This window comes from Metapseudomonas resinovorans, from assembly GCF_002003485.1.
Lineage (GTDB): Bacteria > Pseudomonadota > Gammaproteobacteria > Pseudomonadales > Pseudomonadaceae > Metapseudomonas > Metapseudomonas resinovorans_D.
Genome location: NZ_BDMA01000086.1, coordinates 44,952 through 70,574 on the forward strand (window position 1 = coordinate 44,952; position 25,623 = coordinate 70,574).

Consider the following 25,623-nt stretch of genomic DNA (forward strand, 5'->3'; position numbering starts at 1 on the left):
TCTCCAAATAGGACTCTGAAGCCAATTTATCCCGACTACCGGACCCAGTGTTGCAGTTTCAATATGTGCCCCATGCACTTCAGGAGGCACACCATGAAAAAGATCCGCGGTATCTACACCAGCCCCAGGCCCCATTGGGTGGGCGACGGTTTCCCGGTTCGCACGCTGTTTTCCTACGACAGCCTGGGCAAACACATCAGCCCGTTCCTGCTGCTGGACTACGCCGGCCCCGCCGAATTCGCCCCTGCCGAACGTCCACGCGGCGTCGGCCAGCATCCGCACCGGGGTTTCGAGACCGTGACCATCGTCTACCAGGGCGAACTGGAGCACCGGGACTCCACCGGTGCCGGCGGGCTGATCGGACCCGGTGACGTGCAATGGATGACCGCGGCCTCGGGCATCCTCCATGAGGAGTTCCACTCCGAAGCCTTCACCCGCAGTGGCGGCACCCTGGAAATGGTCCAGCTCTGGGTCAACCTGCCGGCCCGCGACAAGCTGGCGGAGCCCGGCTACCAGACCATCTTGGATGCCGACATTCCCCACCTGCCCTTACCGGACGCTGCCGGCAGCCTGCGCCTGATCGCTGGCGAGTTTGCCGGCAAGCGCGGTCCGGCACGCACCTTCACGGAGATGGACGTGTGGGACATCCGCCTGAACCGTGAGAAGCCGGTCAGCCTAAGCCTCCGACCCGGCCGCAACACCGCCCTGGTGGTACTGCGCGGCACCTTGCTGGTGAACGGCGAGGAACTGGTGCGCGAAGGGCAGTTGGCACTGTTCGAACCCGCCGGCGAAGAACTGTTGCTGGAGGCCAATGACCAGGCCCTGGTGCTGCTGCTTTCCGGCGACCCCATCGACGAGCCGGTCGTCGGTTACGGCCCCTTCGTGATGAACAGCGAAGCCGAGATACGCCAGGCGATCCAGGACTTCCAGAGCGGCCACTTCGGCCACATGGACGACTGACGGTCACACGCCGGGCCGGGCGCCTGCCTAGTCTGGTCAATCCCCCACGACGGATTCGTGGGCCGGCGGGCAACCGCTTCGGCCAGGACGGCCATCACCCTGAGAAAGAGGTAAGACGCCATGAGCAACTTCGCCCAGATCGCCAACTTCAACGGCCAGATCCCGAGGATCGACCCCGATGACGCCGCGATGCTGCTGATCGATCACCAGAGCGGGCTGTTCCAGACGGTCAAGGACATGCCCATGACCGAGCTGCGCTCCAACGCCATCACCCTGGCCAAGGTCGCCACCCTTGCGAAGATGCCGGTGATCACCACGGCCTCCGTGCCCCAGGGGCCCAACGGTCCGTTGATTCCGGAAATCCACGAGGCCGCGCCCCACGCCCGATACGTGGCGCGCAAGGGCGAGATCAACGCCTGGGACAACCCCGAGTTCGTGGCGGCGGTGGAAGCCACCGGCCGCAAGACCCTGATCATCGCCGGCACCATCACCAGCGTGTGCATGGCCTTCCCCAGCATCAGCGCGGTCAACGCCGGCTATCGGGTCTTCGCTGTCATCGACGCGTCAGGCACCTACTCCAAGATGGCCCAGGAAATCACCCTGGCGCGCGTCGTCCAGGCCGGCGTGGTGCCCATGGACACCGCCGCCGTCTGCTCCGAGGTGCAGCGCACCTGGAACCGCCCCGACGCCGCCGAGTGGGCCGCCGCCTATAGTCATGTATTCCCGCACTACCAACTGCTGATCGAGAGCTACGGAAAAGCCCAGCAGGTGGCCAGGGACAACGAAGTGCTGGATTCGCAACGCTGAAAAATTCCTGCGCCTGCCCCACAAGGGCGGACGCTCAACCAAGCGAGGAAAATGCCATGTCTTTCCAATACAAGCGTCTGGACAAGAACAACGCCGCCGTGCTGCTGGTCGACCACCAGACCGGCCTGCTCTCCCTGGTACGGGACATCGACCCGGACAAATTCAAGAACAACGTGCTGGCCCTGGGTGACCTGGCCAAGTACTTCAAGCTGCCGACCATCCTCACCACCAGCTTCGAGACCGGCCCCAACGGCCCGCTGGTGCCCGAGCTGAAAGAGCAGTTCCCCGACGCCCCCTACATCGCCCGTCCCGGCAACATCAACGCCTGGGACAACGAGGACTTCGTCAAGGCGGTGAAAGCCACCGGCAAGAAGCAGCTGATCATCGCGGGCGTGGTGACCGAGGTCTGCGTGGCCTTCCCGGCACTGTCGGCCCTTGAAGAAGGTTTTGACGTATTCGTCGTTGCCGACGCGTCCGGCACTTTCAACGAAGTCACCCGTGACGCCGCCTGGCGCCGCATGGAAGCTGCCGGTGCGCAGTTGATGACCTGGTTCGGCGTGGCCTGCGAGCTGCACCGCGACTGGCGCAACGACATCGAAGGCCTGGGTACCCTGTTCTCCAACCACATCCCCGACTACCGCAATCTGATCACCAGCTACACCACGCTCACGAAGTGAACCACCGGGAACCGCGTCGTATTGGCGCGGTTCCTGCCCCAGTCCACCTCTCTGATCTAAGATGTCGCCCCCTTCAAGCAGCATGACTGAGGAGTGACCCATGCCCCATGACGGCAGCCTGCTGCAGGCAGCGGTGGTGTTCCTGTTCGCCGCCGTAATCACCGTCCCCCTGGCCAAGCGCTTGCAGCTTGGCGCTGTACTGGGCTACCTGCTGGCGGGGGTGCTGATCGGCCCTTCCGTACTAGGCCTGGTCAACGATCCCCAAAGCGTCGCCCACGTGTCCGAACTCGGCGTGGTGCTGTTGCTCTTCATCATCGGCCTGGAGCTCTCGCCCCGCCGTCTCTGGGTGATGCGCCGCTCGGTGTTCGGTGCAGGCCTCGCCCAGGTCCTGCTCACCGCCCTGGTCATTGGCCTGGTGGCCTGGCTGGTGTTCGCCAAGAGCCTGAACACCGCAGCCGTCCTGGGTTTCGGCCTGGCACTCTCGTCCACCGCCTTCGGCCTGCAGATACTCGCCGAGCGCAAGGAACTGACCAGCCCCCACGGCCGCCTGGCCTTCGCCATCCTGCTGTTCCAGGACATCGCCGCCATCCCGTTGATTGCCCTGCTGCCGCTGCTCAGCGGTGCTGGCGAGTTCGACACGGAAGGCGTCGACCTGCATGACGTGTTGCTGGCAGTGGCCAGCATCGGTGCAGTGATCATCGGTGGCCGCTACCTGCTGCGGCCGATATTCCGCGCCGTGCTGAAAGCCGGGCTGAAAGAGGTTTCCACCGCCACCTCGCTGCTGGTGGTGGTCGGCACCGCCTGGCTGATGGAGTTGGCGGGCGTTTCCATGGCCCTTGGCGCCTTCATCGCCGGCCTGCTGCTGGCGGACTCCGAATACCGCCATGAACTGGAAGCGCAGATCGAGCCCTTCAAGGGCCTGCTGCTGGGCCTGTTCTTCATGAGCGTGGGCATGAGCGCCGACCTCAGCCTGCTGCTGAACGAGCCGTTCGCGGTCATGGTGCTGACCGTTCTGCTGCTGATGGCGAAACTGCCGCTGCTCTATCTGGTGGGCCGCTTCGCCGGTGGACTGGAGCGCGCCCATGCGTTGCGCTTGGGCATCGTCCTGGCTGCAGGTGGCGAGTTCGCCTTCGTGGTGTTCAAGGTGGCTTTCGAGCAGGGCATGCTCGACGCCCGCCTGCACGGCCTGCTGGTGCTCAGCATCACTCTGTCCATGGCCGTGACGCCGCTGCTGGTGCTGGGCCTGTTCCGCCGCCTGGTCGTTGCGCCGGAAGCGGTGGAGGTGCCGGCCGAGTACCAGCGCATCGACAGCGACGCGCCCCGCGTGGTGGTTGCCGGCATGGGCCGCATGGGCCAGATCATCGCCCGCGTGCTGCGCGCCCAGCAGGTTCCTTTCGTTGCCCTGGATACCGCAGTGGACATGATCGAATACGGGCGCAGCCTGGGCCGCATGCCCATCTACTACGGCGACCCGTTGCGGGCGGAAATCCTCCGTGCAGCCAAGGTGGACAAGGCCGAGTTCCTCATCATCGCCACCGATGATCCGGACACGAACCTGAAGATCACCGAACTGGTCAAGCGCCTCTACCCGCACGTCAAGGTGATCGCCCGCGCGCGCAACCGCCAGCATGTCCACCGCCTGCTCGACCTGGGCGCCGTGCCCGTGCGCGAAACCTTCCATTCCGCCCTGGAAATGAGCCGCCAGGCCCTGCTTGGCCTGGGTCTCGACGAAGAGCGAGCCAGCGCCCGCATTCGCCGTTTCCAGCGCCACGACGAGGAAGTCCTGGCCGCCCAGCACAACGTCTATGACGACGACGCCGCCGTGGTCCAGACCGCCCGTGAAGCCCGTACGGAGCTGGAACACCTGTTCGACGCCGACCTGATCGAGGACAAGGCGGTGAAATAGCCGCCGGCGGCGTGGCCCGGTCGCCGGCGAACGGATCAGCTTTACTCAAGGCAGATTCAAGAGGGGGCCCCTGATGAACCGGAACGACCTGCGTCGTGTGGACCTGAACCTGCTGGTGGTCTTCGAGACCCTGATGTACGAGAAGAACCTGACTCGCGCATCAGAGAAACTCTTCCTCGGCCAGCCTGCGGTCAGCGCGGCGCTGGCCCGTTTGCGCGACCTCTTCGACGACCCGCTGCTGGTCCGCAACGGCCGTGTCTTCGAACCCACCAAACGGGCACTGGAAATACTCGACGAACTGCAACCGGCGCTGGACTCGATCTCCAGTGCCGTCAGCCGGGCGAAGGAGTTCAACCCCTCCACCTATCGCAATACCTTCCGGATCGGCCTGTCGGACGATGTCGAGTTCGGCCTGTTCCCTCCCCTGATCCACCAGCTCCGTGAGGAAGCGCCCGACAGCATAGTGGTGGTGCGTCGGGTCAACTTCCTGCTCATGTCGGCGATGCTCGCTTCCGGGGAAATCTCGGTCGGCGTCAGCTACACCACGGAGCTGCCGGCCAATGCCAAGCGCAAACGGCTGCGCAATCTGCGCTGCAAGATCCTGCGCGGCGACGACCGTCCCGGCACACTCACCCTGGATGACTACTGCTCGCGCCCCCACGCGCTGGTGTCGTTCTCGGGCGACCTGACCGGGAACATCGACAACGACCTGGCGCGAGTTGGCCGCAGCCGACGCGTGGTGCTGGCGGTGCCGCAGTTCAGCGGACTGCGCTCGATCCTGGCCGGCACCGAAATGCTCGCCACCGTCCCGGACTATGCGGCAAATGCGCTGATCGAAGGATGCGGATTGCGCGCCGATGAGCCGCCCTTCCCCATCTTCACCTCCGAACTCTCCATGGTCTGGAGCAGCGGCACCGACAACGATCCCGCCGAACGCTGGCTGCGCGAACTGATCGTGCAGCACATGGCCGCGCCGGCGATGCCCGATCAGCCCGCCGCGTAGAGGGGCTGGGTTTCGCGCAGGAATACCGGGAGATCGGTGATTGGCGGCCGCGCGGGAATCTCGAAGTACATCTGGATCACGCTGCCACGGTGGTAGGACGCATGGTTAACCACGTGCATCAGCATGGCACCCGCAGTCATCACGCCGGGGTCCCCGGAACAAAAGACGAACTCCACGGGCGTGTTCAGCGATTCATTGGTCTGCGCGGCGCTCCATGAGACGAACCAGTCATTCATCGCGGCCTGTGCGGCGCGAAGGTCGTCGAACTCGGGATAGGGAACTTCCAGCCGTGTCTTGTAGGGGTGCGGCCGGCGTTCCAGGTGGGCACGCCAGATGCAATCGATGACGTGGATATGGTTCAGGGTGCCGAGGATGCTTTTGCACAGGGTCACGCGTTCCTTGCAGACCTCGCCGGGCGGTAACCCCGCCAGATCCTCGAAGAGCCGTTCATCGACCCACTGCTTGTAGTGGGCGAGCATCCTCGCCGTGGAGGCGTTGATCATCGGATGTCCTCCTGCTCGGAGTAGGGCCAATGGCAGGTGCGGCGGGAACGACGACCATCGGCGGCAGAAGGAGTGTAGGCCCGGCGGCAGTGCGCGGAATTCATTGGCCGACGGCTGGAAATGCCTACAGGGCCTCGGCCCGCTCCTGGTCCGGAACCTGCGCATTGCGCCGCCGCACGTACTCGGCGAACGCCTCCGGCGGCAGCGGTCGGCTGAACAGGTAGCCCTGGAACTGCCGGCAACCATTGCCGATGAGGAACCGCTGCTGCGCTTCGGTTTCCACGCCTTCGGCGATCACCGCCAGCCCCATGCTGCGTCCCAGGGCGATCACGGTGCGCACGATGGTTTCGCTGCTGGCATCGCTCAGCACGTCGCAGATGAAGGAACGGTCGATCTTCAGCTTGCTCAAGGGCAGGCGCTTGAGGTGGCTCAGGGACGAGAAGCCGGTGCCGAAGTCATCCAGGGAGAAACGCACCCCCTGCTCCACCAGCGCGGTCATCTTCTGCGTCAGGTCTTCCAGGTCCTGCACCACCAGGGTTTCGGTCAACTCCAGCTCCAGGCGCCGCGCCTCGATGTCGTGTTCCGCGATCAGCGCCAACACCTCGGCCACGAAGGTCGACTGGCGAAACTGGTTCTGGCTGATATTCACCGCCAGGCCCAGTTCGTGGAAATCCGGATCATCCTTCCACGCGCGCAGCTGCGCGCAGGTCTGGCGCAACACCCATTGGCCGATGGGCAGCATCAGGCCGTTCTTCTCGGCGTGGTCGATGAATTCGCCCGGCGCTACCAGTCCGCGTTGCGGATGGCGCCAGCGGATCAGCACCTCAGCCGCCACCACCCGATCCTTGGAGTCCAGTTGCGGCTGGTAATGCAGGACGAACTGCTCCTCGCGCAGGGCGGTGCGCAGGTCACGGTCGAGCTCCGAGCGCTCCACCGCATCCGTCTGCAGGATGTGCAACAGCATGAAGAACATCGCCATGGACGCCACGCCCTGGACCCAGGAACCGACCACCCGCACCTCGTCCGGCAGGCTGTAACCGGTGATCGGGCTCCAGGAAGAAGATGCCAGCCAGGTGAACAGCGCCAGGCACACAAAGGTGACGCCGTAGCGCAGCCGCCGGGGTTCGTCGCGAAAGGCCATGAGCGCCGCCAGGGCCAGGGGCAGGAAGTACAGGTGGGACGCCCGTGGCGCCGCCGCCGTCGGCACGTCCAGCAGCAGGGAGGAAATCAGGATGACGACGATCAGCACCCCGAACAGCAACAGGTTGGCCGCGCGCGTCCGGTTGCGCAGGGTCAGGGCGAACACGCCCAGACCGCAGACGATCAGGGCCATATCCATCGGGACGATGCCCCACTCTCCCCGCACAACGAAGTAACCGCCCCAGAACAGCCCCATGAGCACCATGAGCCCGCTCGCCAGCAAACGCATGCGCCGCTCTCGGCGCTGGCCGACCAGGGCGAGGTCAGGCGACTGCCACAGCAGTTGGACGCGCTTGAAGAACGCGGAGATGGGGGTCATGGAAAATCCCTTTGCCGACCCTATTCATTCTTGAGGGTGATTGCGTGATTGCAAATTGGCATTGGATTGAAGGACGACACACGGGGGCCAGCGGTCAAGTCCGAGTCCCAGCCGCCCGACTTTCTCCCGGGGAATACCGGCCGTCGCCTGTACCTCCGTTCTCGAATCGGTTTGCAGATGCAGTTGGTCAGACCCTCAACTCGGGCACTTCCGATGTTCTCGCATGCGATTTATAGTCCAGGCATTCGAGAAACCGGCATTTGTCCAACGAGGAAGCAGATGAAATCCACCAGCAGCCTGACCCCGGCGAAACCGGCCCCGCTCTCAGACTTCCTGTGCTTCGCGGTCTATTCCGCGAACCTGGCCTTCGGCAAGGCGTACAAGCCGATTCTCGAGCAGCTCGGGCTGACCTATACGCAGTTCATCGCCATCGTCGCGCTATGGGACGAAGACAATCAGACCGTGGGCAGTCTCGGTGAAAAGCTCTTCCTGGAATCGAACACGCTCACGCCGATGCTGAAGAAGCTCGAGGGGATGGGCCTGGTCCAGCGTCAGCGCGATCCCGAGGACGAGCGCCAGGTGCGCGTCAGCCTGACGAAAGCTGGCAAGGACCTTCGCGAGCAAAGCGCGGAAACCGCACTCAACGGTGCAACGGGCCTGGACTCCGATGAATTCGTGCGCATGCAACAGGCGGTCGTGGCACTGCGCGACAACCTCATCAAATCGTCCGGCAACCGCAAGTGAGTGGCGCGCTTGCGTAGGTTGGGTAGGTTGCGGCTGAGCGATGCGAAGCCCAACGAATGCCGTCGATGCTGTGGTGGGATTGATGCGCTAACAGACCTTCCGAGCCTCTGCGCCAGCCTGAGGCAACCCTCACCCCCCGGCCCCTCTCCCAGAGGTAGAGGGGTGACTCGCGCCGGCGAGGCACAAGCAATCCTGAAGCCACCAGTAGCCTGGCATTGAGCCGCTGCACTGAGGCAGCGGCTCCGCCCCGTCACGGTGCGCCGAACATCATGGTCCAGTAGATGCCATTCTCGCTGCGGGTTTGCGCAGCGTAGGCCGCCCCGACTTGGGTGAAACGGGGATTCATCAGATTGGCGCAATGGCCAGGGCTCGCCAGCCAGCTGTCCATGGCCGCACGTGGTGAACCCTGCCCGGCAGCGATGTTCTCGCCGACTTGTTTTCCCCGATAGCCCGCCGCCCGCGCCCGGTCGAATGGCGAATCGCCATTGGGATCGTTGTGGGAGAAATAGTCGCGTTCGGCCATCGAGCGGCTGTGCCGCTGGGCGGCACTGCCGAGGGCGGAGCTCCAGGCGAGAGGGCGCGCTGCGGCGAAGCGCTTACCACCGCACAGTCGCGGTTTGGCCCGCGCCGCGTTGACCTGCGCCAGCAACGCCTGGCCCGCCGAGCGGGTATCCCCAAGCTGGGCGCTGACCATGGGTCGGGCCAGTACCAGGCGCCACTGGTTGCCGCTGCGGCTGATGCCGACATCGGTCACCTTCGGGTCCATCAGGTCCTCGCAGTAGTCATCGCGAAGCATGTCGAAGGCCAGGCCGGCATTGCGCGCCCCGGACAAGCGGATGCTCCGCACCTCACCGGCCTGGTAGCCCGCATCGCGCAGCCCCCGGCGCAGCTCACCCGAGTACCCGATCGGCAGGGCCAGGTTCGATTTAAGAGTCAGGGCTGGTGCCGCGCGGACGCTGCTCCACCCGCAGCGTTGGTTGTGGGTCCGGTAGTCGTTGATCTCTGCCAGCAGTTGACGCTCATCGCCCGCCTGGGCGACGTGGGTGAACAGGGACAGCAGGGCCAGTGGCAAGGATGGAAGCAGACGAAGGGATCGATAGATTGGGCGCATGAATGGCGTGCAGGCGAGTCGTTGTGATTCGGGCTGCCGTATGACTGCGCCGCCCGACGCAGGTTCGGGAGGCGGTGGAAAAAATCAGTAGCCTATCCGACCAGGGCTAAAGCTGCGCCACATGCCCCTCGGCGCGGCGATGAGCCTTCAGATGCGGTAGCACCGCCGACAGCAGCGGCTCCTTGAAGGCCTCCTGGAAGCGGTGCGCCAGACCCGGAATCAGCTTCAGCTCCGAACCCTTGATATGGGCTGCCACATGTACGCCGTGCATGACCGGCAGCAGCGGATCGGCCGTGCCGTGTACCACCAGCGTGGGCACCTGCAGGCGATTGAGCATGTCGACCCGACTGGGCTCGGCGAGAATCGCCAGCATCTGCCGCTGCACGCCTTCGGGATTGAAGGAACGGTCATAAGCGCGGGCGGCCTGCTCCAGCAACTGCCCGCGATCATCGCTGATATCGGGACTGCCCAGTGCACCCAGCAGGTCGGCCTGTTGCTCGATGGCTACTTCGCGGCTCGGTGCCTCGCGTCGGGCAAGCAGTTCGAGCAGCGCGGGACTGGGCGCTGGCAAGCCCTGGGCGCCGGAGCTGGTCATGATCAGGGTCAGGCTGAGCACCCGCTGCGGAGCGAGGTCGGCCAGGTGCTGGGCAATCATCCCGCCCATGCTGGCACCCAGTACATGGGCCTGTTGAATGTGCAGGGCGTCCAGCAGGTGCAGGGAATCGCGGGCCATGTCGCGCAGGCCGTACGGCGCTGAAACCGGCAAGCCAAGGCGATAGCGCACCACTTCGTAAGGCAGGTTCGTCGAAGGCGCGGGGCCGATCCAGGCTGACAAGCCGACATCGCGATTGTCGAAGCGAATCACCCGGAAACCGCTTTCGCAAAGGCGCTGCACCACCTCGTCCGGCCAGTGAATCAGCTGTCCACCCAGGCCCATGATCAACAGCAGCGCCGGGTCCCGCTCACGCCCTACGCTCTGGTACGCCAGACGCACCTCGCCCAGGTCGACGGTCTCCGTCGGCACGGTGACATCGCAGCGAGCGTTGGCGATAGCAAAGGAAGGCAGCCCGCAGACAAGCGCGGCGAGCAGGATCAGCACACGCATGATGGAAATCCAGAACGCAAAACCCCAGTTGAACGCGATTCTGATGAATTCCTGTCGTTCGCTCTGCCACAGAACCGTGACAATTTCATGACGAGCGCCGAACGGTCGTTGCCCTGCCGGGAAGGCAAGTGAATTTCAGCCCGGAGGGAGCTTCAGGATGGCTTGTACCTTCCCGGCGCGAGTCACCCCTCGCCCTCTGGGAGAGGGGCGGGGGGTGAGGGTTGCGTCAGCGGGCACGGATTTTTTTTGATGAACAGAGCAGCTCGCGCCCTACCCCTCAGACTCCCACCTGACGCACCGGGGCGTGGCTGCGCTGGGCACTTTCCCAGTTGGCCGCCAGCCCCACCGGCACATCCTCGGCCGTCAGCGTACGGCGGCCGCGCACCAGGTCCGAGGCGCGCTCGGCGAGCATGATGGTGGGCGCGTTGAGGTTGCCATTGGGCTCGGTGGGGAAGACCGACGAATCGATCACCCGCAGGCCCTGGATGCCCCGCACGCGCAGCTCGGAATCCACCACGGCCATGTCGTCCTCACCCATGCGGCAGGAACCGCAGGGGTGCATGGTGCTTTCCATGCTGGCACGCACGAAGGCGTCGATTTCTTCGTCCGTCTGCACGTTCGGGCCGGGTGCCAGCTCGACGCCACGGTAACGGTCCATGGCTGGCTGACCGATGATCTCGCGGGTCAGGCGCACGCAGCGACGGAAGCCCTCGCGGTCCTCTTCGCTTTCCAGGTAGTTGAAGCGGATTTCCGGGTGCTGGTACGGGTCGGCCGACAGGGCGCGGACGTGGCCACGGCTCTTCGGTTTGTTGGGGCCGGTGAGGATCATGAAGCCATGGCCCTTGAACGGCTTGTCACCGTCGTAGCGCATTGCCGCCGGCAGGAAGTGGAACTGGATGTCCGGCCAGCGCAGCCCTTGCTCGGAGCGAATGAAGCCGCCGGCCTCGAAGTGGTTGCTGGCGCCCAGGCCATCCTTGAACAGCAGCCAGCGCAGTCCGATCAGCGCCTTGCCCAGCAAGCCCATCTTGCCGTTGAGGGTGATCGGCTCCTTGCAGGCGTACTGGATGTAGATCTCCGAGTGGTCCTGGAGGTTTTCGCCGACGCCCGGCAGATCGTGGCGAACTTCGATCCCTGCCTTCTTCAGCACCTCCTGCGGGCCGATGCCGGAACGCTGCAGCAAGTGCGGCGAACCGATCGGGCCCGAAGACACCAGCACCTCGCGGTTGCAATACACGGTATGGGTCTGGCCACCCTGGTCGTATTCCACACCCACCGTCCGCTTGCCATCCAGCAGGATGCGCCGGGTCATGGCGTGGGTGACCACGGTCAGGTTGGGGCGCTCCATGGCCGGACGCAGGTAGGCGTTGGCGGTGGACCAGCGCACGCCATCCTTCACGGTCATGTGCATGGCGCCGAAGCCTTCCTGCATGTAGCCGTTGCAGTCTTCGGTCTTGATGTAGCCGGCCTCGGCACCCGCCTCCACCCAGGCGCCGTACAGGGGGTTCTGCATATTGTTGCCGTTGTTGGTGGACAGCGGGCCGCTGGCACCCCGGTAGTCATCGCCGCCGAACTTGAAGGTTTCCGCACGCTTGAAGTACGGCAGGCAGTTGCGGTAGCTCCAGTTCTTCGCCCCGAGGTTTTCCCATTCGTCGAAGTCATAGGCATGGCCACGGATGTAGACCAGGCCGTTGATCGAGGACGAACCGCCCAGTACCTTGCCGCGCGGGCAGTGCAGGCGACGACCGTCGAGATGCGGCTCGGCCACCGTCTCGTAGCGCCAGTTGTACTTCTTGGTGTTCATCGGGATGGAAAAGGCGCTGGGCATCTGGATCAGCACGCTGCGGTCGCTACCGCCGAACTCCAGGACCAGTACGGAGGTGCCGGCATCCTCGGTCAGGCGGTTGGCCAGGACGCAGCCAGCCGAACCCGCACCAATGATGATGTAGTCGTATCTCTTAGCCATGATTTTTCTCACATTGAAACTGGACGAGGCCGTGGCAGTTACCAGGCTTTACCCGTCGTGAAATGAGGCGCCTCTTTCTCGATCTGGCGAATGAGGGTTTCCTCCTTCTTCAGGTCGAGCGACAGGCACAGCAGGTAGTAGGCGATGCCGGAGACGAGGAGGCCGACCAGCCACGCCATATCCACGCTGCCGATCATCCGGGCCAGCGGGCCGACGTAGACTTCGTCGGGACCGCTGAAAATGGTGAAGAAGGGAATCATCACCACGAAACCGATCAGGTAGGCGATGAGCCCGCGGCTGCCCCAACGGCCGTAGATGTTGTCGTGCGGCAGGAAGAAGTGCGGGATGGCATAGCGGCCCTTGCGCACGAAGAAGTAGTCGGTGAGGTTGACGGCGGTCCAGGGCACGAGGAAGTACAGCATCACCACCAGGTACATGTTGAGCATCGACAGGCCTGAACCGGAGGCGTTGATGCTGATCGCCACGCCCAGCTGCAGCAGCACGACGAAGAAGATCGCCAGGATCCGTACGCGGGCCGTGGGCTTGATCTTCCTGAACGAGTCCACGCCGGTGATGGTGGTGAGCTTGGCGCTATAGATGTTCATCGCGATCACCGGCAGGAAGGCCAGGATGGTGACCGCCACCACCGCCGTGCCCAGCTGCGGGGCGAAACTGGCGCCGACGCTGTTGAGCGCAACGAGGACATCGGTGGTACGCAGGTGCTCCGCCAGCCAGCCGCCGACCGAGATCATCCATGCCCCCGAGAGCGAGGCGCCCACGAACACCGCCGTGATCAGCTTCCCGCTCGATGTGTTCTTCGGCAGGTAACGGGAGTAGTCCGAGACGTAAGGCGCGTAGGCGATGTTGTAGCTGGCGGCCGCAGCGAACTGAGCGACGAAACCGGTCAGAGTGAAGCCGAGTTTGACCGTTTCGGCACCCTCAGCCGGCAGCGGTGCGGACGGTACCCAGCCCAGCAGTACCGCCAGCGTCACCAGCCCGTAGAGCGGCAGTGAGAGGAACAGCGACCACTTGAAGGTCTTGTGCATCCAGTCATGGCCGAGGATGGCCAGGGCGGTGGCGGGCACCGAGACCACCAGGGCGACGGTCATCGGATCCCAGTGAAACAGGTGCTCCAGCCCTTGCATCATCAACACCAGGTTGACGATGTTGAAGCCGGCGAAAACGAACAGCGTCGCCAGCAATACCAGCACCACGCCGCGATAGCCGAACTGGGCGCGCGACTGGATCATCTGCGGCAGGCCGAGATGGGGTCCTTGCGACCCGTGGAAGGCCATGAACAGGGTGCCGAACATGATGCCCAGCGTGCCGGCGATCATGGTCCAGAACGCGCTCAATCCGACGCTTGGACCGACGAAGCCGATGGTCATGGTGAAAAAGGTGAAGTTGCCGACGAACCAGAAAGGCCCCTGGGCCGAAAGCTTGTCGGTTCTCTCGCTCTCCTGGATGAAATCGATGGAGTGACCCTCGATTTCCAGTCCGCGTTGTCCCTCGGTCGCGGGCAGGCTTTGCGATGCTGATTTCATGGTATCTCCGCTCTTGTTTTCGTATGGAGTATCACCAGGCTCCGCACCCTGGCAGTCCGTCAGGAACTGCCCTGCAAGGCGGGTACGGATTTGTCGTGCGGCGGCAGCGGGGACTGCCGACGCCTCAGCTGAAATCACTTAAGGAAGTGTGATCCACACCGCCTTGGTTTCCAGCAGGTAATCCAGCTGTTCCGACCCAAGGTCCTTGCCGTAGCCCGACTGCTTGTAGCCGCCGAAGGGCATGGAAGGATCGAGGGTGCTGTGGGCATTGACGTAGACGGTGCCGGCGCGCAGGCGCGGGATCAGGTTGTGGACCCGCCCGAGGTCGTTGGAATAAATCGCCGCGGCCAGGCCGAACAGCGAGTCGTTAGCCAGTGCCAGCGCCTCTTCCTCGTCGTCGAAGGGCGCGGTCACCAGCACTGGGCCGAAGATTTCCTCCTGGACGACACGCATGTCATTGCGGCAGTTGGCGAAGACGGTCGGCTGGACGTAGAAGCCGGGGCCGTCGACCGGCTCGCCGCCGTAATACAGCTCCGCACCTTCCGCCTTGCCGGTCTCGATGTACTCCAGCACGCGCTGCTGTTGCTGGCGCGACACCATCGGGCTGATGAAGCAGTCCGGGTCCAGGCCGGGGGCGATCTTCAGTGTTGCGGTGTAGTCCGCCAGTTCACGCAGGAACTCGGCGTACACGCTGCGATGGACATAGGCACGGGTGCCGGCGTCGCAGACCTGGCCGGAGTTGAAGAACACGCCGTTGGCCACCGCCTGTGCCGCCGCCTTGATATCGGCATCGGCGAAGACGATCACCGGCGACTTGCCGCCCAGCTCCAGGGTCAGGCGCTTCATCTGGTCCATGGCCGCCTTGCCCACGCCACAACCCACCGGGGTCGATCCGGTGAAGCTGAGCTTGTCGATGCCCGGATGGCTGGACATGGCCGCACCGATCACGCTGCCGCGCCCGGTGACGATGTTCACCACGCCGTTGGGAATACCGGCTTCCTGTACCAGCTCGGCAAAACGCAGGGCCGACAGGGAGGTCAGCTCCGCTGGTTTCACCACTACTGTGCAGCCCACCGCCAGCGCCGCGCCCAGCTTCCAGGCCATGGTCTGCAGCGGGAAGTTCCAGGGCACGATCACCCCGACTACACCGACCGGCTCCTTGCGGGTGTAAGCCAGGTAGTTGCCCGGCAACGAAGGTTCAACGGTGCGCCCATGGATCTTGCTGGCCCAGCCGGCGAAGTAGCGGAAGGTGTCGATGGTGCCCTGGATATCCACAGCTCGTGCCTGGGCGACCGACTTGCCCATGTCGATGGATTCGATTTCTGCCAGTTCCTCGGCGTTGGCCTCGATCAGGTCGGCCAGGCCATGCAGCAGACGCTCACGTTCCAGCGGCTTGAGTTGGCTCCAGGCACCGCCATCGAACTGTGCACGGGCAGCCTGCACCGCGCGGTCGAGGTCGTCTGCGGTGCCCATGGGAATGCGGGTAAGCACGGCGCCGGTAGACGGCTCGATCACCTCGGCTGTATCAGCCGATTCCAGCCAGGCACCGTTGACGAACATTTTCTGCGTCTTGCCGAGGAAACGCTGGGTCGCTTCGGATACGCCGAACTGCTGCAGATAGTCTTTAACCTTGATGTCCACTCTCTGTTCCTCCGGGCCTGTCAGCGGTTGCGGGCGCGTTCGTGGAAGATGAAGCCGATGCTGTTCATCAGCAGTTGCGCCGCGAGGATCGAGGTGGCGCCAGTGGGGTCATAGGCCGGTGCAACCTCCACCAGGTCCATGCCGACGACCCGGCCCTGGCTGCGCTTGGCCAGCGCCTGGATGATTTCCAGCACTTCGTAGTAGAGGAAGCCGCCGTGGCTGGGGGTGCCGGTGCCGGGGGCGATGGACGGGTCGAAACCGTCGATATCGATGGTGATGTAGTAGTCCAGGCCTTCCGGGATCTTCGCCATGACACCTTCGGTGCCCAGGCGGCGCACGTCGCGCACCGACAGGATCTGCGAACCGGCGGCGCGGGCCGCGTCGTAGTCATCGCGGTTGGAGGAGGACACGTTGCGAATGCCCATCTGGGTCATGCCGACGATGTGGTCCAGCTCGGAAGCGCGGCGCAGCGGGTTGCCGTGGCCGTAGCGCACGCCGTGGCGCTCATCGACGAAGTCCAGGTGAGCATCGAAATGCACGATATGGATAGGGGCGTGGCCCTCGTAGGCCTTGATCACCGGGGCATGGATCGAATGGTCACCGCCCAGCACCACCGGCATGGCACCGGATTCGAGAATCTTGCGTACGGCGAATTCGATGTTGTCGTTGCTGGAGGCCATGTCGGTGTGGACGATGTCCGCATCGCCGACGTCCACCATGGTCACCTGGTCCTGGGTGAGATAGAGGGCGTCGTCCTCATGGTCGTAGGCGCCGGAATGGCCAAAGGAGAACAGCGTGGAGGCTTCGCGAATGCTGCGCGGTCCGAAGCGTGCCCCGGAGCGCCACTGGGTGCCCATGTCATTGGGCGCGCCGAGCACGGCGACGTCCGCGTTGATGGCATCCCAATCGGTGCAGATCGGGGATTTGGCAAACGTGCAGTGACCTACGAAAGGCAGGTTCAACCGCCCGGACTCATATGCATTCTTTGACATAGTCGCGCGCCTCGCTTTTTTGTTTTCAGTGGTCGGCGAACCGGCTTCGAATTCGCCGTTGCAGCGAATATGTGCGCAGATTTATTTTGTAAAAATGCAAAACATCAGATGCTCATATCGCCAGTCACGATGTAAATCGTCGAGCGGGAGGCCCACATGATCCAGTTGCATGATGTCGACCTGAAACTCCTCAGGGTCTTCGCCACGATCGTCAAATGCGGCGGCTTCTCGGCTGCCCAGGCCGCGCTCAATGCGGGCCAGTCCACCATCAGCGAACAGATGAACCACCTGGAGACGCGACTGGGGGTGAAGCTCTGCCAACGCGGCCGCAGCGGTTTCCGCTTGACCGAACAGGGCGTGGCCATCCATGAGGCGACCCAGCGGCTGCTTTCGGCGGTGGAGACCTTCTGCATGGACGCCGACGTACTCAAGCAACGCATCAGCGGCAAGCTCAACCTCGGCATCATCGACAGCACCATCACCGACCGCGACTCTCCCCTGCCCCGCGCCACCCAGCGCTTCGTCTCCCGTGGGCACGACGTGCACCTCAGCGTCTACGTCGGGACACCCGCTGAACTGGAGGAACGGGTCCTGGACAATCGCCTGCACCTGGCCATCGGGCACTTCCCGGTGCGCATTCCCGGCATCCACTATTCGCCGCTGTACCACGAGGCACTGGGGCTCTATTGCGGGCACCACCACCCGCTGTTCGAGACCGAGCTGGAAGGGGCCGAACTGGGCAAGGCAATCGGCGCCAGCCGTATCGTGGTGCGCGGCTACATGCAGCAGTACGATCTCGACGTACTGGGCGTGAGCAAGGCGGCAGCCACCGTGGACAACATCGAGGCCCTGGCCATCCTGATCATCTCCGGCGCCTACCTCGGCCTGCTGCCCATGCATGTCGCCCAACAGTGGGTACGTACGGACGAAATGCGCCGCTTGCCCATCACCAATTCGCAGCTCGAATCGCCCTTCGACGTGATCACCCGTCGCGGAGCGATGCCGCCGATCCTCCATGCCTTCCTCGAAGACCTGACCCAGTGCTCCGGCAGCACGGGCAAGGCTTGAGCCCTCCGCAGGCGAACATTCCATGCGTATCCACGTGACCTTCATCGACCGCGTCGGCATCACCCAGGAAGTCCTGGCCCTGCTCGGCGGTCGCAACCTCAATCTCGAAGCGGTGGAGATGATTCCGCCGAATGTCTACATCGACGCCCCCAGCCTCGGCCCGGAGGTGCTGGACGAACTGCGCGAAGCCCTGCATGGCGTACAGGGCGTGCAGGAAGTCACGATTGTGGACATCCTTCCCGGCCAACGCCGCCGCCTGCAGCTGGATGCCTTGCTGGCGTTCGTCAGCGACCCGGTGCTGGCGGTGGACGACACTGGCCACGTGCTGCTGGCCAACCCGTCGCTGATCAATCTCTACGGCCGAGAGCCCGCCGGGGAGCCGCTGTCGAATCTGTTCGATGATCCCGCGCTGGCGCAAACCCTGATCGACCGGGGATTTCGCCTGCCCATGTGCGAAGTCGCCTTCAAGGGGCAATCACTGCTGCTGGACGCCACGCCGATCAGCAGTACCACGGACGGCGGACCGAGTGACCTGGCCGGGGGCCTGCTGACCCTCTACCCGCCCAGCCGTATCGGCGAGCGGCTGGCGTCGCTGCACCATGACGGCGGCGAGGGCATGGAAGCCTTGCTCGGCAAGTCCCCTCCGCTGAAGCAACTCAAGGCACGCCTGCGCAAGGTCGCCGGCCTGGACGCCCACCTGCTCATCCGAGGTGAGACCGGCACCGGCAAGGAACTGGTGGCGCGCGCCTGCCACACCCTGAGCGACCGCCGCGATGCACCCTTCCTGGCGCTGAACTGCGCGGCACTGCCGGAAAGCCTGGCCGAAAGCGAACTCTTCGGTTACTCGGCGGGAGCCTTCACCGGCGCCCAGCGCGGAGGCAAGCCCGGCCTGCTGGAAATGGCCGACGGCGGCACGGTGTTCCTCGACGAAGTGGGCGAGATGTCGCCCTACCTGCAAGCCAAGCTGTTGCGCTTCCTCAGCGATGGCTGCTTCCGCCGGGTCGGCGGTGACCGTGAAGTCCATGTGAATGTCCGCGTCCTCGGCGCCACCCACCGGGACCTGGAAGGCATGGTCGGCGCCGGCACTTTCCGTGAGGACCTGTTCTACCGTCTCAACGTACTGAGCCTGGAGGTCCCGCCCCTGCGCGAGCGTGGCCAGGACATCCTCCTGCTCGCCGGGCATTTCCTCGACCAGGCCTGCGCGCAGATCCAGCGACCGCCCTGCCAACTGGCCCCGGCCACCTACCCGCTGCTGCTGGGCAATCGCTGGTCAGGCAACGTGCGCCAGTTGCAGAACGTCATATTCCGCGCCGCCGCCATCAACGAAGGCGACCTGATCGACTGCGACGACCTCGAACTCGCCGGCACCGCGCTGGGCCCACAGCAGGCCGACTCCCTGGAAGTCACCAGCCTGGAAGACGCCGTGCAGGGCTTCGAGAAGAACCTGCTGCAACAGCTCTATGCCGTCTATCCGTCCACGCGGCAACTGGCGGCGCGCCTGAACACCTCCCATACCGCCATCGGGCAGCGGCTGCGCAAGTACGGCATCGCCAAGGGATAGAGCCGCTCCTGCTCTTCCTGTAGGGGCGAATTCATTCGCCAAGCAGACCGAAGGTCTGCCCAGCAAGGCATTGGGGGGCAGCTACGCCGCCCTTGGCGAATGAATTCGCCCCTACAAAGTCACCGGACATCGCGCCACCGACATCCCCCGGTTCGAATCCATTCCACTGGAGCGATTTCGCTCCAATCTCCTTCAAAGCCCCGACTTCCGGGGCTTTCCTCATTCAGAGCGGCTGAAAGACGCTTTTCGAAGTGGAGCGATATCGCTCCATAGAGAAGCCTGTCCAGACGCTTAAAACCTCTCAATCCATTGATATATAAGCATTTTAAATAGTTGGCACCCCACTTGCTCTTGTTCCATCAGCCGAGCCAAACGCTCGGGACCCAACCTGATAACAAGAGGAAGTTCCATGACCACTCTGCGTTTTACTCCCGAGCACGAATGGCTGCGCGTCGAATCCAACGGTGACGTGACCGTCGGCATCACCAGCTTCGCCCAGGAAGCGCTGGGCGATGTGGTGTTCGTGCAGTTGCCCGACAACGGCGTTTACGAACAAGGCGCCGAAGTGGCCGTGCTGGAGTCGGTGAAAGCCGCCAGCAACATCACCATGCCGCTGGATGGCGAAGTGATCGAAGTGAACCAGGCCCTCGCCGACAACCCGGAGCTGGTCAACGAAGCCCCCATGGACGACGGCTGGTTCTTCCGGATCCGTCCGAACAGCCCCGAAGCCGTCGCCAGCCTGATGGACCAGGCCGGCTATGACGCGTTCCTCGCCGACCACGCCTGACCGGAGGAACCGCCATGAGCCTCGCCCAATTCCCCCTGGACACACGCAACGAGTTCGTCCCGCGCCACATCGGCCCACGCGACGCCGATGCCAACGCGATGCTGGAGTTACTGGGCTTCGACAGCCTGGACGCGATGATCGCCAGCGTGGTGCCCGACAGCATCAAGGGCACCAGCGTGCTCGACCTGCCGGCCGGCCAGGGCGAGGCCGAAGCCCTCGCCGCGATCAAGGCCATTGCCGCGAAGAACCAGCTGTTCAAGAGCTACATCGGCCAGGGTTACTACCCCTGCCACACCCCCAGCCCGATCCTGCGCAACCTGCTGGAAAACCCCGCCTGGTACACCGCCTACACCCCCTACCAGCCGGAAATCTCCCAGGGCCGCCTGGAAGCCCTGCTGAACTTCCAGACCCTGGTCAGCGACCTCTCCGGCCTGCCGGTGGCCAACGCCTCCCTGCTCGACGAAGGCACCGCCGCCGCCGAAGCCATGACCTTCTGCAAGCGCCTGGCGAAGAACAAGGCCAGCCACGCCTTCTTCGCCTCGCAGCACTGCCACCCGCAGACCCTCGACGTGCTGCGCACCCGTGCCGAGCCGCTGGGCATCGAGGTGGTGATCGGTGACGAGCGTGAGCTCACCGACGCCAGCGCCTACTTCGGCGCCCTGCTGCAGTACCCGGCCGCCAACGGCGATGTCTTCGACTACCGCGAACTGGTGGAACGCTTCCACGCCGCCGGCGCCCTGGTGGCGGTCGCCGCCGACCTGCTGGCCCTGACCCTGCTGACCCCGCCCGGCGAGTTCGGCGCCGACGTCGCCCTTGGCAGCGCCCAGCGCTTCGGCGTGCCGCTGGGCTTCGGCGGCCCGCACGCGGCCTACTTCGCCACCCGCGACAACTTCAAGCGCGACATGCCCGGCCGCCTGGTCGGCGTCTCCATCGACCGCCACGGCCAGCCCGCCCTGCGCCTGGCCATGCAGACCCGCGAGCAGCACATCCGCCGCGAGAAGGCCACCAGCAACATCTGCACCGCGCAGGTGCTGCTGGCCAACATCGCCAGCATGTACGCCGTCTACCACGGGCCGCAGGGCCTGACCCGCATCGCCCAGCGCGTGCACCAGCTGACCGCGATCCTCGCCGAAGGCCTGGCCCAGCTCGGCGTCAGCGTCGAGCAGGCGCACTTCTTCGACACCCTGACCCTGGCCACCGGCAGCAAGACCGCCGACCTGCACGCAGCGGCCCGCGCCCAGCGCCTCAACCTGCGGGAAGTGGACGCCGCACGCCTCGGCCTGTCCCTCGACGAGACCACCACCCAGGCCGACGTCGAGCAGCTCTGGGCGCTGTTCGCCAACGGCCAGGCGCTGCCGGTCTTCGCCGCGCTGGCCGCCACGGTCGCCAGCCGCCTGCCGGCCGCCCTGCTGCGTCAGAGCGCGATCCTCGCCCACCCGGTGTTCAACCGCTACCACTCGGAAACCGAGCTGATGCGTTACCTGCGCAAGCTCGCCGACAAGGACCTGGCACTGGACCGCAGCATGATCCCGCTGGGCTCCTGCACCATGAAGCTGAACGCCGCCAGCGAGATGATCCCGGTGACCTGGGCCGAGTTCGGCGCCCTGCACCCCTTCGCCCCGGCTGCGCAGTCCGAGGGCTACCAGGAACTCACTACCGAACTGGAAGCCATGCTGTGTAAGGCCACCGGCTATGACGCCGTGTCCCTGCAGCCCAACGCCGGCTCCCAGGGCGAGTACGCCGGCCTGCTGGCGATCCGCGCCTACCACCTCAGCCGCGGCGACGACCAGCGCGACATCTGCCTGATCCCGCAATCGGCCCACGGCACCAACCCGGCCACCGCCAGCATGGTCGGCATGCGCGTGGTGGTGACCGCCTGCGACGCCCGCGGCAACGTCGATATCGCCGACCTCAAGGCCAAGGCCGAGGAGCACCAGGACCGCCTCGCCGCGCTGATGATCACCTACCCGTCCACCCACGGCGTGTTCGAGGAAGGCATCCGCGAGATCTGCGACGTCATCCACGCCAACGGCGGCCAGGTGTACATCGACGGCGCCAACATGAACGCCATGGTCGGCCTCTGCGCCCCGGGCCAGTTCGGCGGCGACGTGTCCCACCTGAACCTGCACAAGACCTTCTGCATCCCCCACGGCGGTGGCGGCCCGGGCGTCGGCCCGATCGGCGTGAAGGCCCACCTGGCACCCTTCCTGCCCGGCCACGCGCACCTGGCGCGCCAGGACGGCGCGGTGAGCGCGGCGCCCTTCGGCAGCGCCAGCATCCTGCCGATCACCTGGATGTACATCCGCATGATGGGCGGCGACGGCCTGCGTCGCGCCACCCAGATGGCGATCCTCAACGCCAACTACATCGCCCGTCGCCTGGAAGAGCACTACCCGGTGCTCTACACCGGCAGCAACGGCCTGGTGGCCCACGAGTGCATCCTCGACCTGCGTCCGCTCAAGGACACCAGCGGCATCAGCGTCGACGACGTCGCCAAGCGCCTGATCGACTACGGCTTCCACGCCCCGACCATGAGCTTCCCGGTGCCCGGCACGCTGATGATCGAGCCCACCGAGAGCGAGTCGAAGGAAGAGCTGGACCGCTTCTGCGACGCCATGATCCGCATCCGCGAGGAAATCCGCGCGGTGGAGGCCGGCGAACTGGACAAGGACGACAACCCGCTGAAGAACGCCCCGCACACCGCCCAGGAACTGGTCGGCGAGTGGACCCACCGCTACAGCCGTGAACTCGCCGTGTACCCCAGCGCCAACCTGGTGGACGGCAAGTACTGGCCGCCGGTGGGCCGCGTGGACAACGTCCATGGCGACCGTAACCTGATCTGCGCCTGCCCGTCCATCGAGGCCTATCAGGACGCCTGATAGCGCTCCTGTGTAGGAGCCAGCTTGCTGGCGAAGCGCTCTGCCGGAGCCATTCGCGAGCAAGCTCGCTCCTACAGCCAGACCCTTTGCGCTGCATCCAACCGAACAAGAAGGAAAACCACCATGTTCCACAAGAGCCTGACCCTCTCCGACTTCGACCCCGCCCTGTTCGACGCCATCCGCCGCGAGGCCCAGCGCCAGGAAGACCATATCGAGCTGATTGCCTCGGAGAACTACACCAGCCCGCAGGTGATGCAGGCCCAGGGCAGCGAGCTGACCAACAAGTACGCCGAAGGCTATCCGGGCAAGCGCTATTACGGTGGCTGCGAGTTCGTCGACAAGGTCGAACAGCTGGCCATCGACCGTGCCAAGCAGCTGTTCGGCGCCGACTACGCCAACGTCCAGCCGCACTCCGGCTCCCAGGCCAACAGCGCTGTCTACCTGGCCCTGCTGAACGCCGGCGACACCATCCTCGGCATGAGCCTGGCCCACGGTGGCCACCTGACCCACGGCGCCAAGGTGTCGTCCTCCGGCAAGCTCTACAACGCGGTGCAATACGGCATCGATGGTAATGGCCTGATCGACTACGACGAGGTCGAGCGCCTGGCCGTGGAGCACAAGCCGAAGATGATCGTCGCCGGCTTCTCCGCCTACTCCAAGACCCTCGACTTCCCGCGCTTCCGCGCCATCGCCGACAAGGTCGGCGCGCTGCTCTTCGTCGACATGGCCCACGTCGCCGGCCTGGTCGCCGCTGGCCTGTACCCGAACCCGCTGCCCTACGCCGACGTGGTCACCACCACCACCCACAAGACCCTGCGCGGTCCGCGTGGCGGCCTGATCCTCGCTCGCAAGAACGACGAAATCGAGAAGAAGCTGAACTCCGCCGTCTTCCCCGGCGCCCAGGGCGGTCCGCTGATGCATGTGATCGCCGCCAAGGCGGTGTGCTTCAAGGAAGCACTGGAGCCGGACTTCAAGGAGTACCAGGCCCAGGTGATCCAGAACGCCCAGGCCATGGCCAAGGTATTCGTCGAGCGCGGCTACGACGTGGTGTCCGGCGGTACCGACAACCATCTGTTCCTGGTCAGCCTGATCCGCCAGGGCATTACCGGCAAAGACGCCGATGCCGCCCTCGGCCGTGCCCACATCACCGTGAACAAGAACGCCGTGCCGAACGACCCGCAGTCGCCTTTCGTGACCTCGGGCCTGCGCATCGGCACCCCGGCGGTGACCACCCGTGGCTTCGAAGAGCCGGAGTGCCGCGCCCTCGCGAGCTGGATCTGCGACATCCTCGACCACCTCGGCGATGCCGATGTCGAGGCCCAGGTGGCGCGCCAGGTCGCGGCGCTCTGCGCGCGCTTCCCGGTGTACCCGGCCTGATCCCTTTTCCGGGAGTCGAGATATGTCGCTCAGCGTTTTCGATCTGTTCAAGGTGGGAATCGGCCCCTCCAGCTCCCACACCGTGGGGCCGATGCGCGCCGCCGCGCGTTTCGCCGAGGGGCTGAAACGGGACCATCTGCTGGAGCGGGTGGCCAGCGTCCGGGCGGAGCTGTATGGCTCCCTCGGCGCCACCGGCAAAGGCCACGGCAGCGACAAGGCCGTGCTGCTCGGACTGGAGGGCGAACACCCGGACCTGGTGGACACCAGCACAGTAGAACTGCGCCTGGCGACCATTCGGGAAATCGGTTCCATCAACCTGCTGGGGGAGCGACCGATCCCCTTCGTGGAAAAGGAACACCTGGCGCTGATCCGCAAGCCGCTGCCCTACCACCCCAACGGCATGATCTTCCGCGCCTTCGACAACGCCGGCATCCAGATCCGCTCCCGCGAGTACTACTCGGTGGGCGGCGGCTTCGTGGTGGACGAGGAAGCCGCGGGCCTCGACCGCATCGTCGAAGACCGCACGCCGCTGCCCTATCCGTTCAAGACCGGCAAGGACCTGCTCGCCCACTGCACCGCCAGCGGGTTATCCATCAGCGGCCTGATGCGCGAGAACGAGAAGGTCTGGCGCACCCCGGAGGAGACCAGCGCCGGGCTGATGAAGATCTGGCAGGTGATGCAGGACTGCGTGAAGGCCGGCTGCCGCAAGGAAGGCATCATGCCCGGCGGGCTCAAGGTCAAGCGCCGCGCCGCCGCGCTGTACCGTCAGCTCAGCGAGCAGCCGGAAGCCAACCTGCGCGACAGCCTCTCGGTGCTCGACTGGGTCAACCTCTACGCCCTGGCGGTGAACGAGGAAAACGCCACCGGTGGCCGCGTGGTCACCGCGCCCACCAACGGCGCGGCCGGCATCGTCCCGGCGGTGCTGCACTACTACAGCCGCTTCGTGCCCGGCGCCAATGACGACGGCGTCGAGCGCTTCCTGCTCACCGCCGCCGCCATCGGCATCCTCTACAAGGAGAACGCCTCGATCTCCGGCGCCGAAGTCGGCTGCCAGGGCGAAGTCGGCGTGGCCTGCTCGATGGCCGCCGGTGCGCTCTGCGAAGTCCTCGGCGGCACCCCACAGCAGGTGGAGAACGCTGCCGAGATCGGCATGGAGCACAACCTCGGGCTGACCTGCGACCCGGTCGGCGGCCTGGTCCAGGTGCCCTGCATCGAGCGCAACGCCATGGGCTCGGTGAAGGCCATCAACGCCGCGCGCATGGCCCTGCGCGGTGACGGCCAGCACTTCATCTCGCTCGACAAGGTGATCCGCACCATGCGCCAGACCGGCGCCGACATGAAGAGCAAATACAAGGAAACCGCCCGCGGCGGCCTCGCCGTGAACATCATCGAATGCTGATCCACCGTCCGTAGGGTGCGCCGTGCGCACCACAGACGTTCATCGGTGCGCACGGCGCACCCTACTGGAGATTCCGC

The 25,623-nt window shown here is 65.0% G+C and carries 20 protein-coding genes; 12 read left to right on the forward strand and 8 right to left on the reverse strand.

Annotated elements, in window-relative coordinates; genetic code table 11:
- Positions 1 to 93: 93 nt before the first annotated feature.
- From MnOB_RS23840 to MnOB_RS23860, 5 genes are all read left to right on the forward strand, one after another.
- A complete protein-coding gene (locus MnOB_RS23840; RefSeq protein ID WP_077526869.1) occupies positions 94 to 960 on the forward strand; it encodes a pirin family protein in 867 nt (288 codons plus the stop codon).
- 120 nt (positions 961 to 1,080) lie between these two features.
- Positions 1,081 to 1,767, forward strand: coding sequence for a hydrolase (locus MnOB_RS23845; RefSeq protein WP_077526871.1), 687 nt, complete (start codon positions 1,081 to 1,083; stop codon positions 1,765 to 1,767).
- Positions 1,768 to 1,823: 56 nt separating this feature from the next.
- Positions 1,824 to 2,444, forward strand: a complete 621-nt coding sequence (ycaC, locus tag MnOB_RS23850) for an isochorismate family cysteine hydrolase YcaC (protein ID WP_077526873.1) — start codon at positions 1,824 to 1,826, stop codon at positions 2,442 to 2,444.
- A 100-nt stretch (positions 2,445 to 2,544) separates the two neighbouring features.
- Entirely contained in the window at positions 2,545 to 4,350 is a 1,806-nt protein-coding gene (locus tag MnOB_RS23855) for a monovalent cation:proton antiporter-2 (CPA2) family protein (protein WP_077526875.1), read from the forward strand.
- A 73-nt stretch (positions 4,351 to 4,423) separates the two neighbouring features.
- Complete coding sequence (locus MnOB_RS23860) at positions 4,424 to 5,353, forward strand: LysR family transcriptional regulator (protein ID WP_077526877.1); 930 nt, start codon at positions 4,424 to 4,426, stop codon at positions 5,351 to 5,353.
- On the opposite strand, the gene MnOB_RS23865 is transcribed toward MnOB_RS23860, so the two are convergent.
- The gene (locus MnOB_RS23865) at positions 5,338 to 5,856 is read right to left on the reverse strand and encodes a DinB family protein (protein ID WP_077526879.1); all 519 of its coding nucleotides are present in this window, start codon (positions 5,854 to 5,856) and stop codon (positions 5,338 to 5,340) included. The genes MnOB_RS23860 and MnOB_RS23865 overlap by 16 nt on opposite strands.
- A gap of 124 nt (positions 5,857 to 5,980) precedes the next feature.
- Positions 5,981 to 7,375 carry a putative bifunctional diguanylate cyclase/phosphodiesterase gene (locus MnOB_RS23870; RefSeq protein WP_077526881.1) on the reverse strand — a complete coding sequence of 465 codons (1,395 nt, stop codon included), beginning with the start codon at positions 7,373 to 7,375 and terminating at the stop codon, positions 5,981 to 5,983.
- A 279-nt stretch (positions 7,376 to 7,654) separates the two neighbouring features.
- Here MnOB_RS23870 and MnOB_RS23875 point away from each other — a divergent pair, with 279 nt between their 5' ends.
- Positions 7,655 to 8,119, forward strand: a complete 465-nt coding sequence (locus MnOB_RS23875; protein WP_077526883.1) for a MarR family winged helix-turn-helix transcriptional regulator — start codon at positions 7,655 to 7,657, stop codon at positions 8,117 to 8,119.
- A 250-nt stretch (positions 8,120 to 8,369) separates the two neighbouring features.
- On the opposite strand, the gene MnOB_RS23880 is transcribed toward MnOB_RS23875, so the two are convergent.
- From MnOB_RS23880 to speB, 6 genes are all read right to left on the reverse strand, one after another.
- Positions 8,370 to 9,230, reverse strand: a complete 861-nt coding sequence (locus MnOB_RS23880) for a CAP domain-containing protein (RefSeq protein ID WP_077526885.1) — start codon at positions 9,228 to 9,230, stop codon at positions 8,370 to 8,372.
- Between the two features lie 106 nt (positions 9,231 to 9,336).
- Positions 9,337 to 10,335, reverse strand: a complete 999-nt coding sequence (locus tag MnOB_RS23885; RefSeq protein WP_077526887.1) for an alpha/beta fold hydrolase — start codon at positions 10,333 to 10,335, stop codon at positions 9,337 to 9,339.
- A 277-nt stretch (positions 10,336 to 10,612) separates the two neighbouring features.
- The gene (gene betA / locus MnOB_RS23890; protein WP_077526889.1) at positions 10,613 to 12,298 is read right to left on the reverse strand and encodes a choline dehydrogenase; all 1,686 of its coding nucleotides are present in this window, start codon (positions 12,296 to 12,298) and stop codon (positions 10,613 to 10,615) included.
- 38 nt (positions 12,299 to 12,336) lie between these two features.
- The gene (locus tag MnOB_RS23895) at positions 12,337 to 13,842 is read right to left on the reverse strand and encodes a purine-cytosine permease family protein (RefSeq protein ID WP_077526891.1); all 1,506 of its coding nucleotides are present in this window, start codon (positions 13,840 to 13,842) and stop codon (positions 12,337 to 12,339) included.
- A 138-nt stretch (positions 13,843 to 13,980) separates the two neighbouring features.
- Positions 13,981 to 15,483 (reverse strand): aldehyde dehydrogenase family protein, encoded by a 1,503-nt coding sequence (locus MnOB_RS23900; protein ID WP_077526893.1) that lies wholly within the window; start codon positions 15,481 to 15,483, stop codon positions 13,981 to 13,983.
- A gap of 20 nt (positions 15,484 to 15,503) precedes the next feature.
- On the reverse strand, positions 15,504 to 16,475 hold the full coding sequence (gene speB / locus MnOB_RS23905) for an agmatinase (RefSeq protein ID WP_077526895.1): 972 nt from the start codon (positions 16,473 to 16,475) through the stop codon (positions 15,504 to 15,506).
- 156 nt (positions 16,476 to 16,631) lie between these two features.
- Between speB and MnOB_RS23910 the strand changes: the two genes are divergently transcribed.
- The 6 genes from MnOB_RS23910 (at position 16,632) to MnOB_RS23935 (ending at position 25,546) form a co-directional block, all read left to right on the forward strand.
- A complete protein-coding gene (locus MnOB_RS23910; RefSeq protein ID WP_077526896.1) occupies positions 16,632 to 17,543 on the forward strand; it encodes a LysR family transcriptional regulator in 912 nt (303 codons plus the stop codon).
- A gap of 22 nt (positions 17,544 to 17,565) precedes the next feature.
- Positions 17,566 to 19,104: a sigma-54-dependent transcriptional regulator gene (locus tag MnOB_RS23915; protein WP_077526898.1), complete on the forward strand. Its 1,539-nt coding sequence runs from the start codon at positions 17,566 to 17,568 to the stop codon at positions 19,102 to 19,104.
- A gap of 409 nt (positions 19,105 to 19,513) precedes the next feature.
- A complete protein-coding gene (gcvH, locus tag MnOB_RS23920) occupies positions 19,514 to 19,891 on the forward strand; it encodes a glycine cleavage system protein GcvH (protein ID WP_077526901.1) in 378 nt (125 codons plus the stop codon).
- Positions 19,892 to 19,905: 14 nt separating this feature from the next.
- Positions 19,906 to 22,770 (forward strand): aminomethyl-transferring glycine dehydrogenase, encoded by a 2,865-nt coding sequence (gene gcvP / locus MnOB_RS23925; RefSeq protein ID WP_077526902.1) that lies wholly within the window; start codon positions 19,906 to 19,908, stop codon positions 22,768 to 22,770.
- Between the two features lie 123 nt (positions 22,771 to 22,893).
- A complete protein-coding gene (gene glyA, locus MnOB_RS23930; protein ID WP_077526904.1) occupies positions 22,894 to 24,147 on the forward strand; it encodes a serine hydroxymethyltransferase in 1,254 nt (417 codons plus the stop codon).
- 22 nt (positions 24,148 to 24,169) lie between these two features.
- Positions 24,170 to 25,546, forward strand: coding sequence for an L-serine ammonia-lyase (locus tag MnOB_RS23935; protein ID WP_077526905.1), 1,377 nt, complete (start codon positions 24,170 to 24,172; stop codon positions 25,544 to 25,546).
- Positions 25,547 to 25,623: the final 77 nt, after the last annotated feature.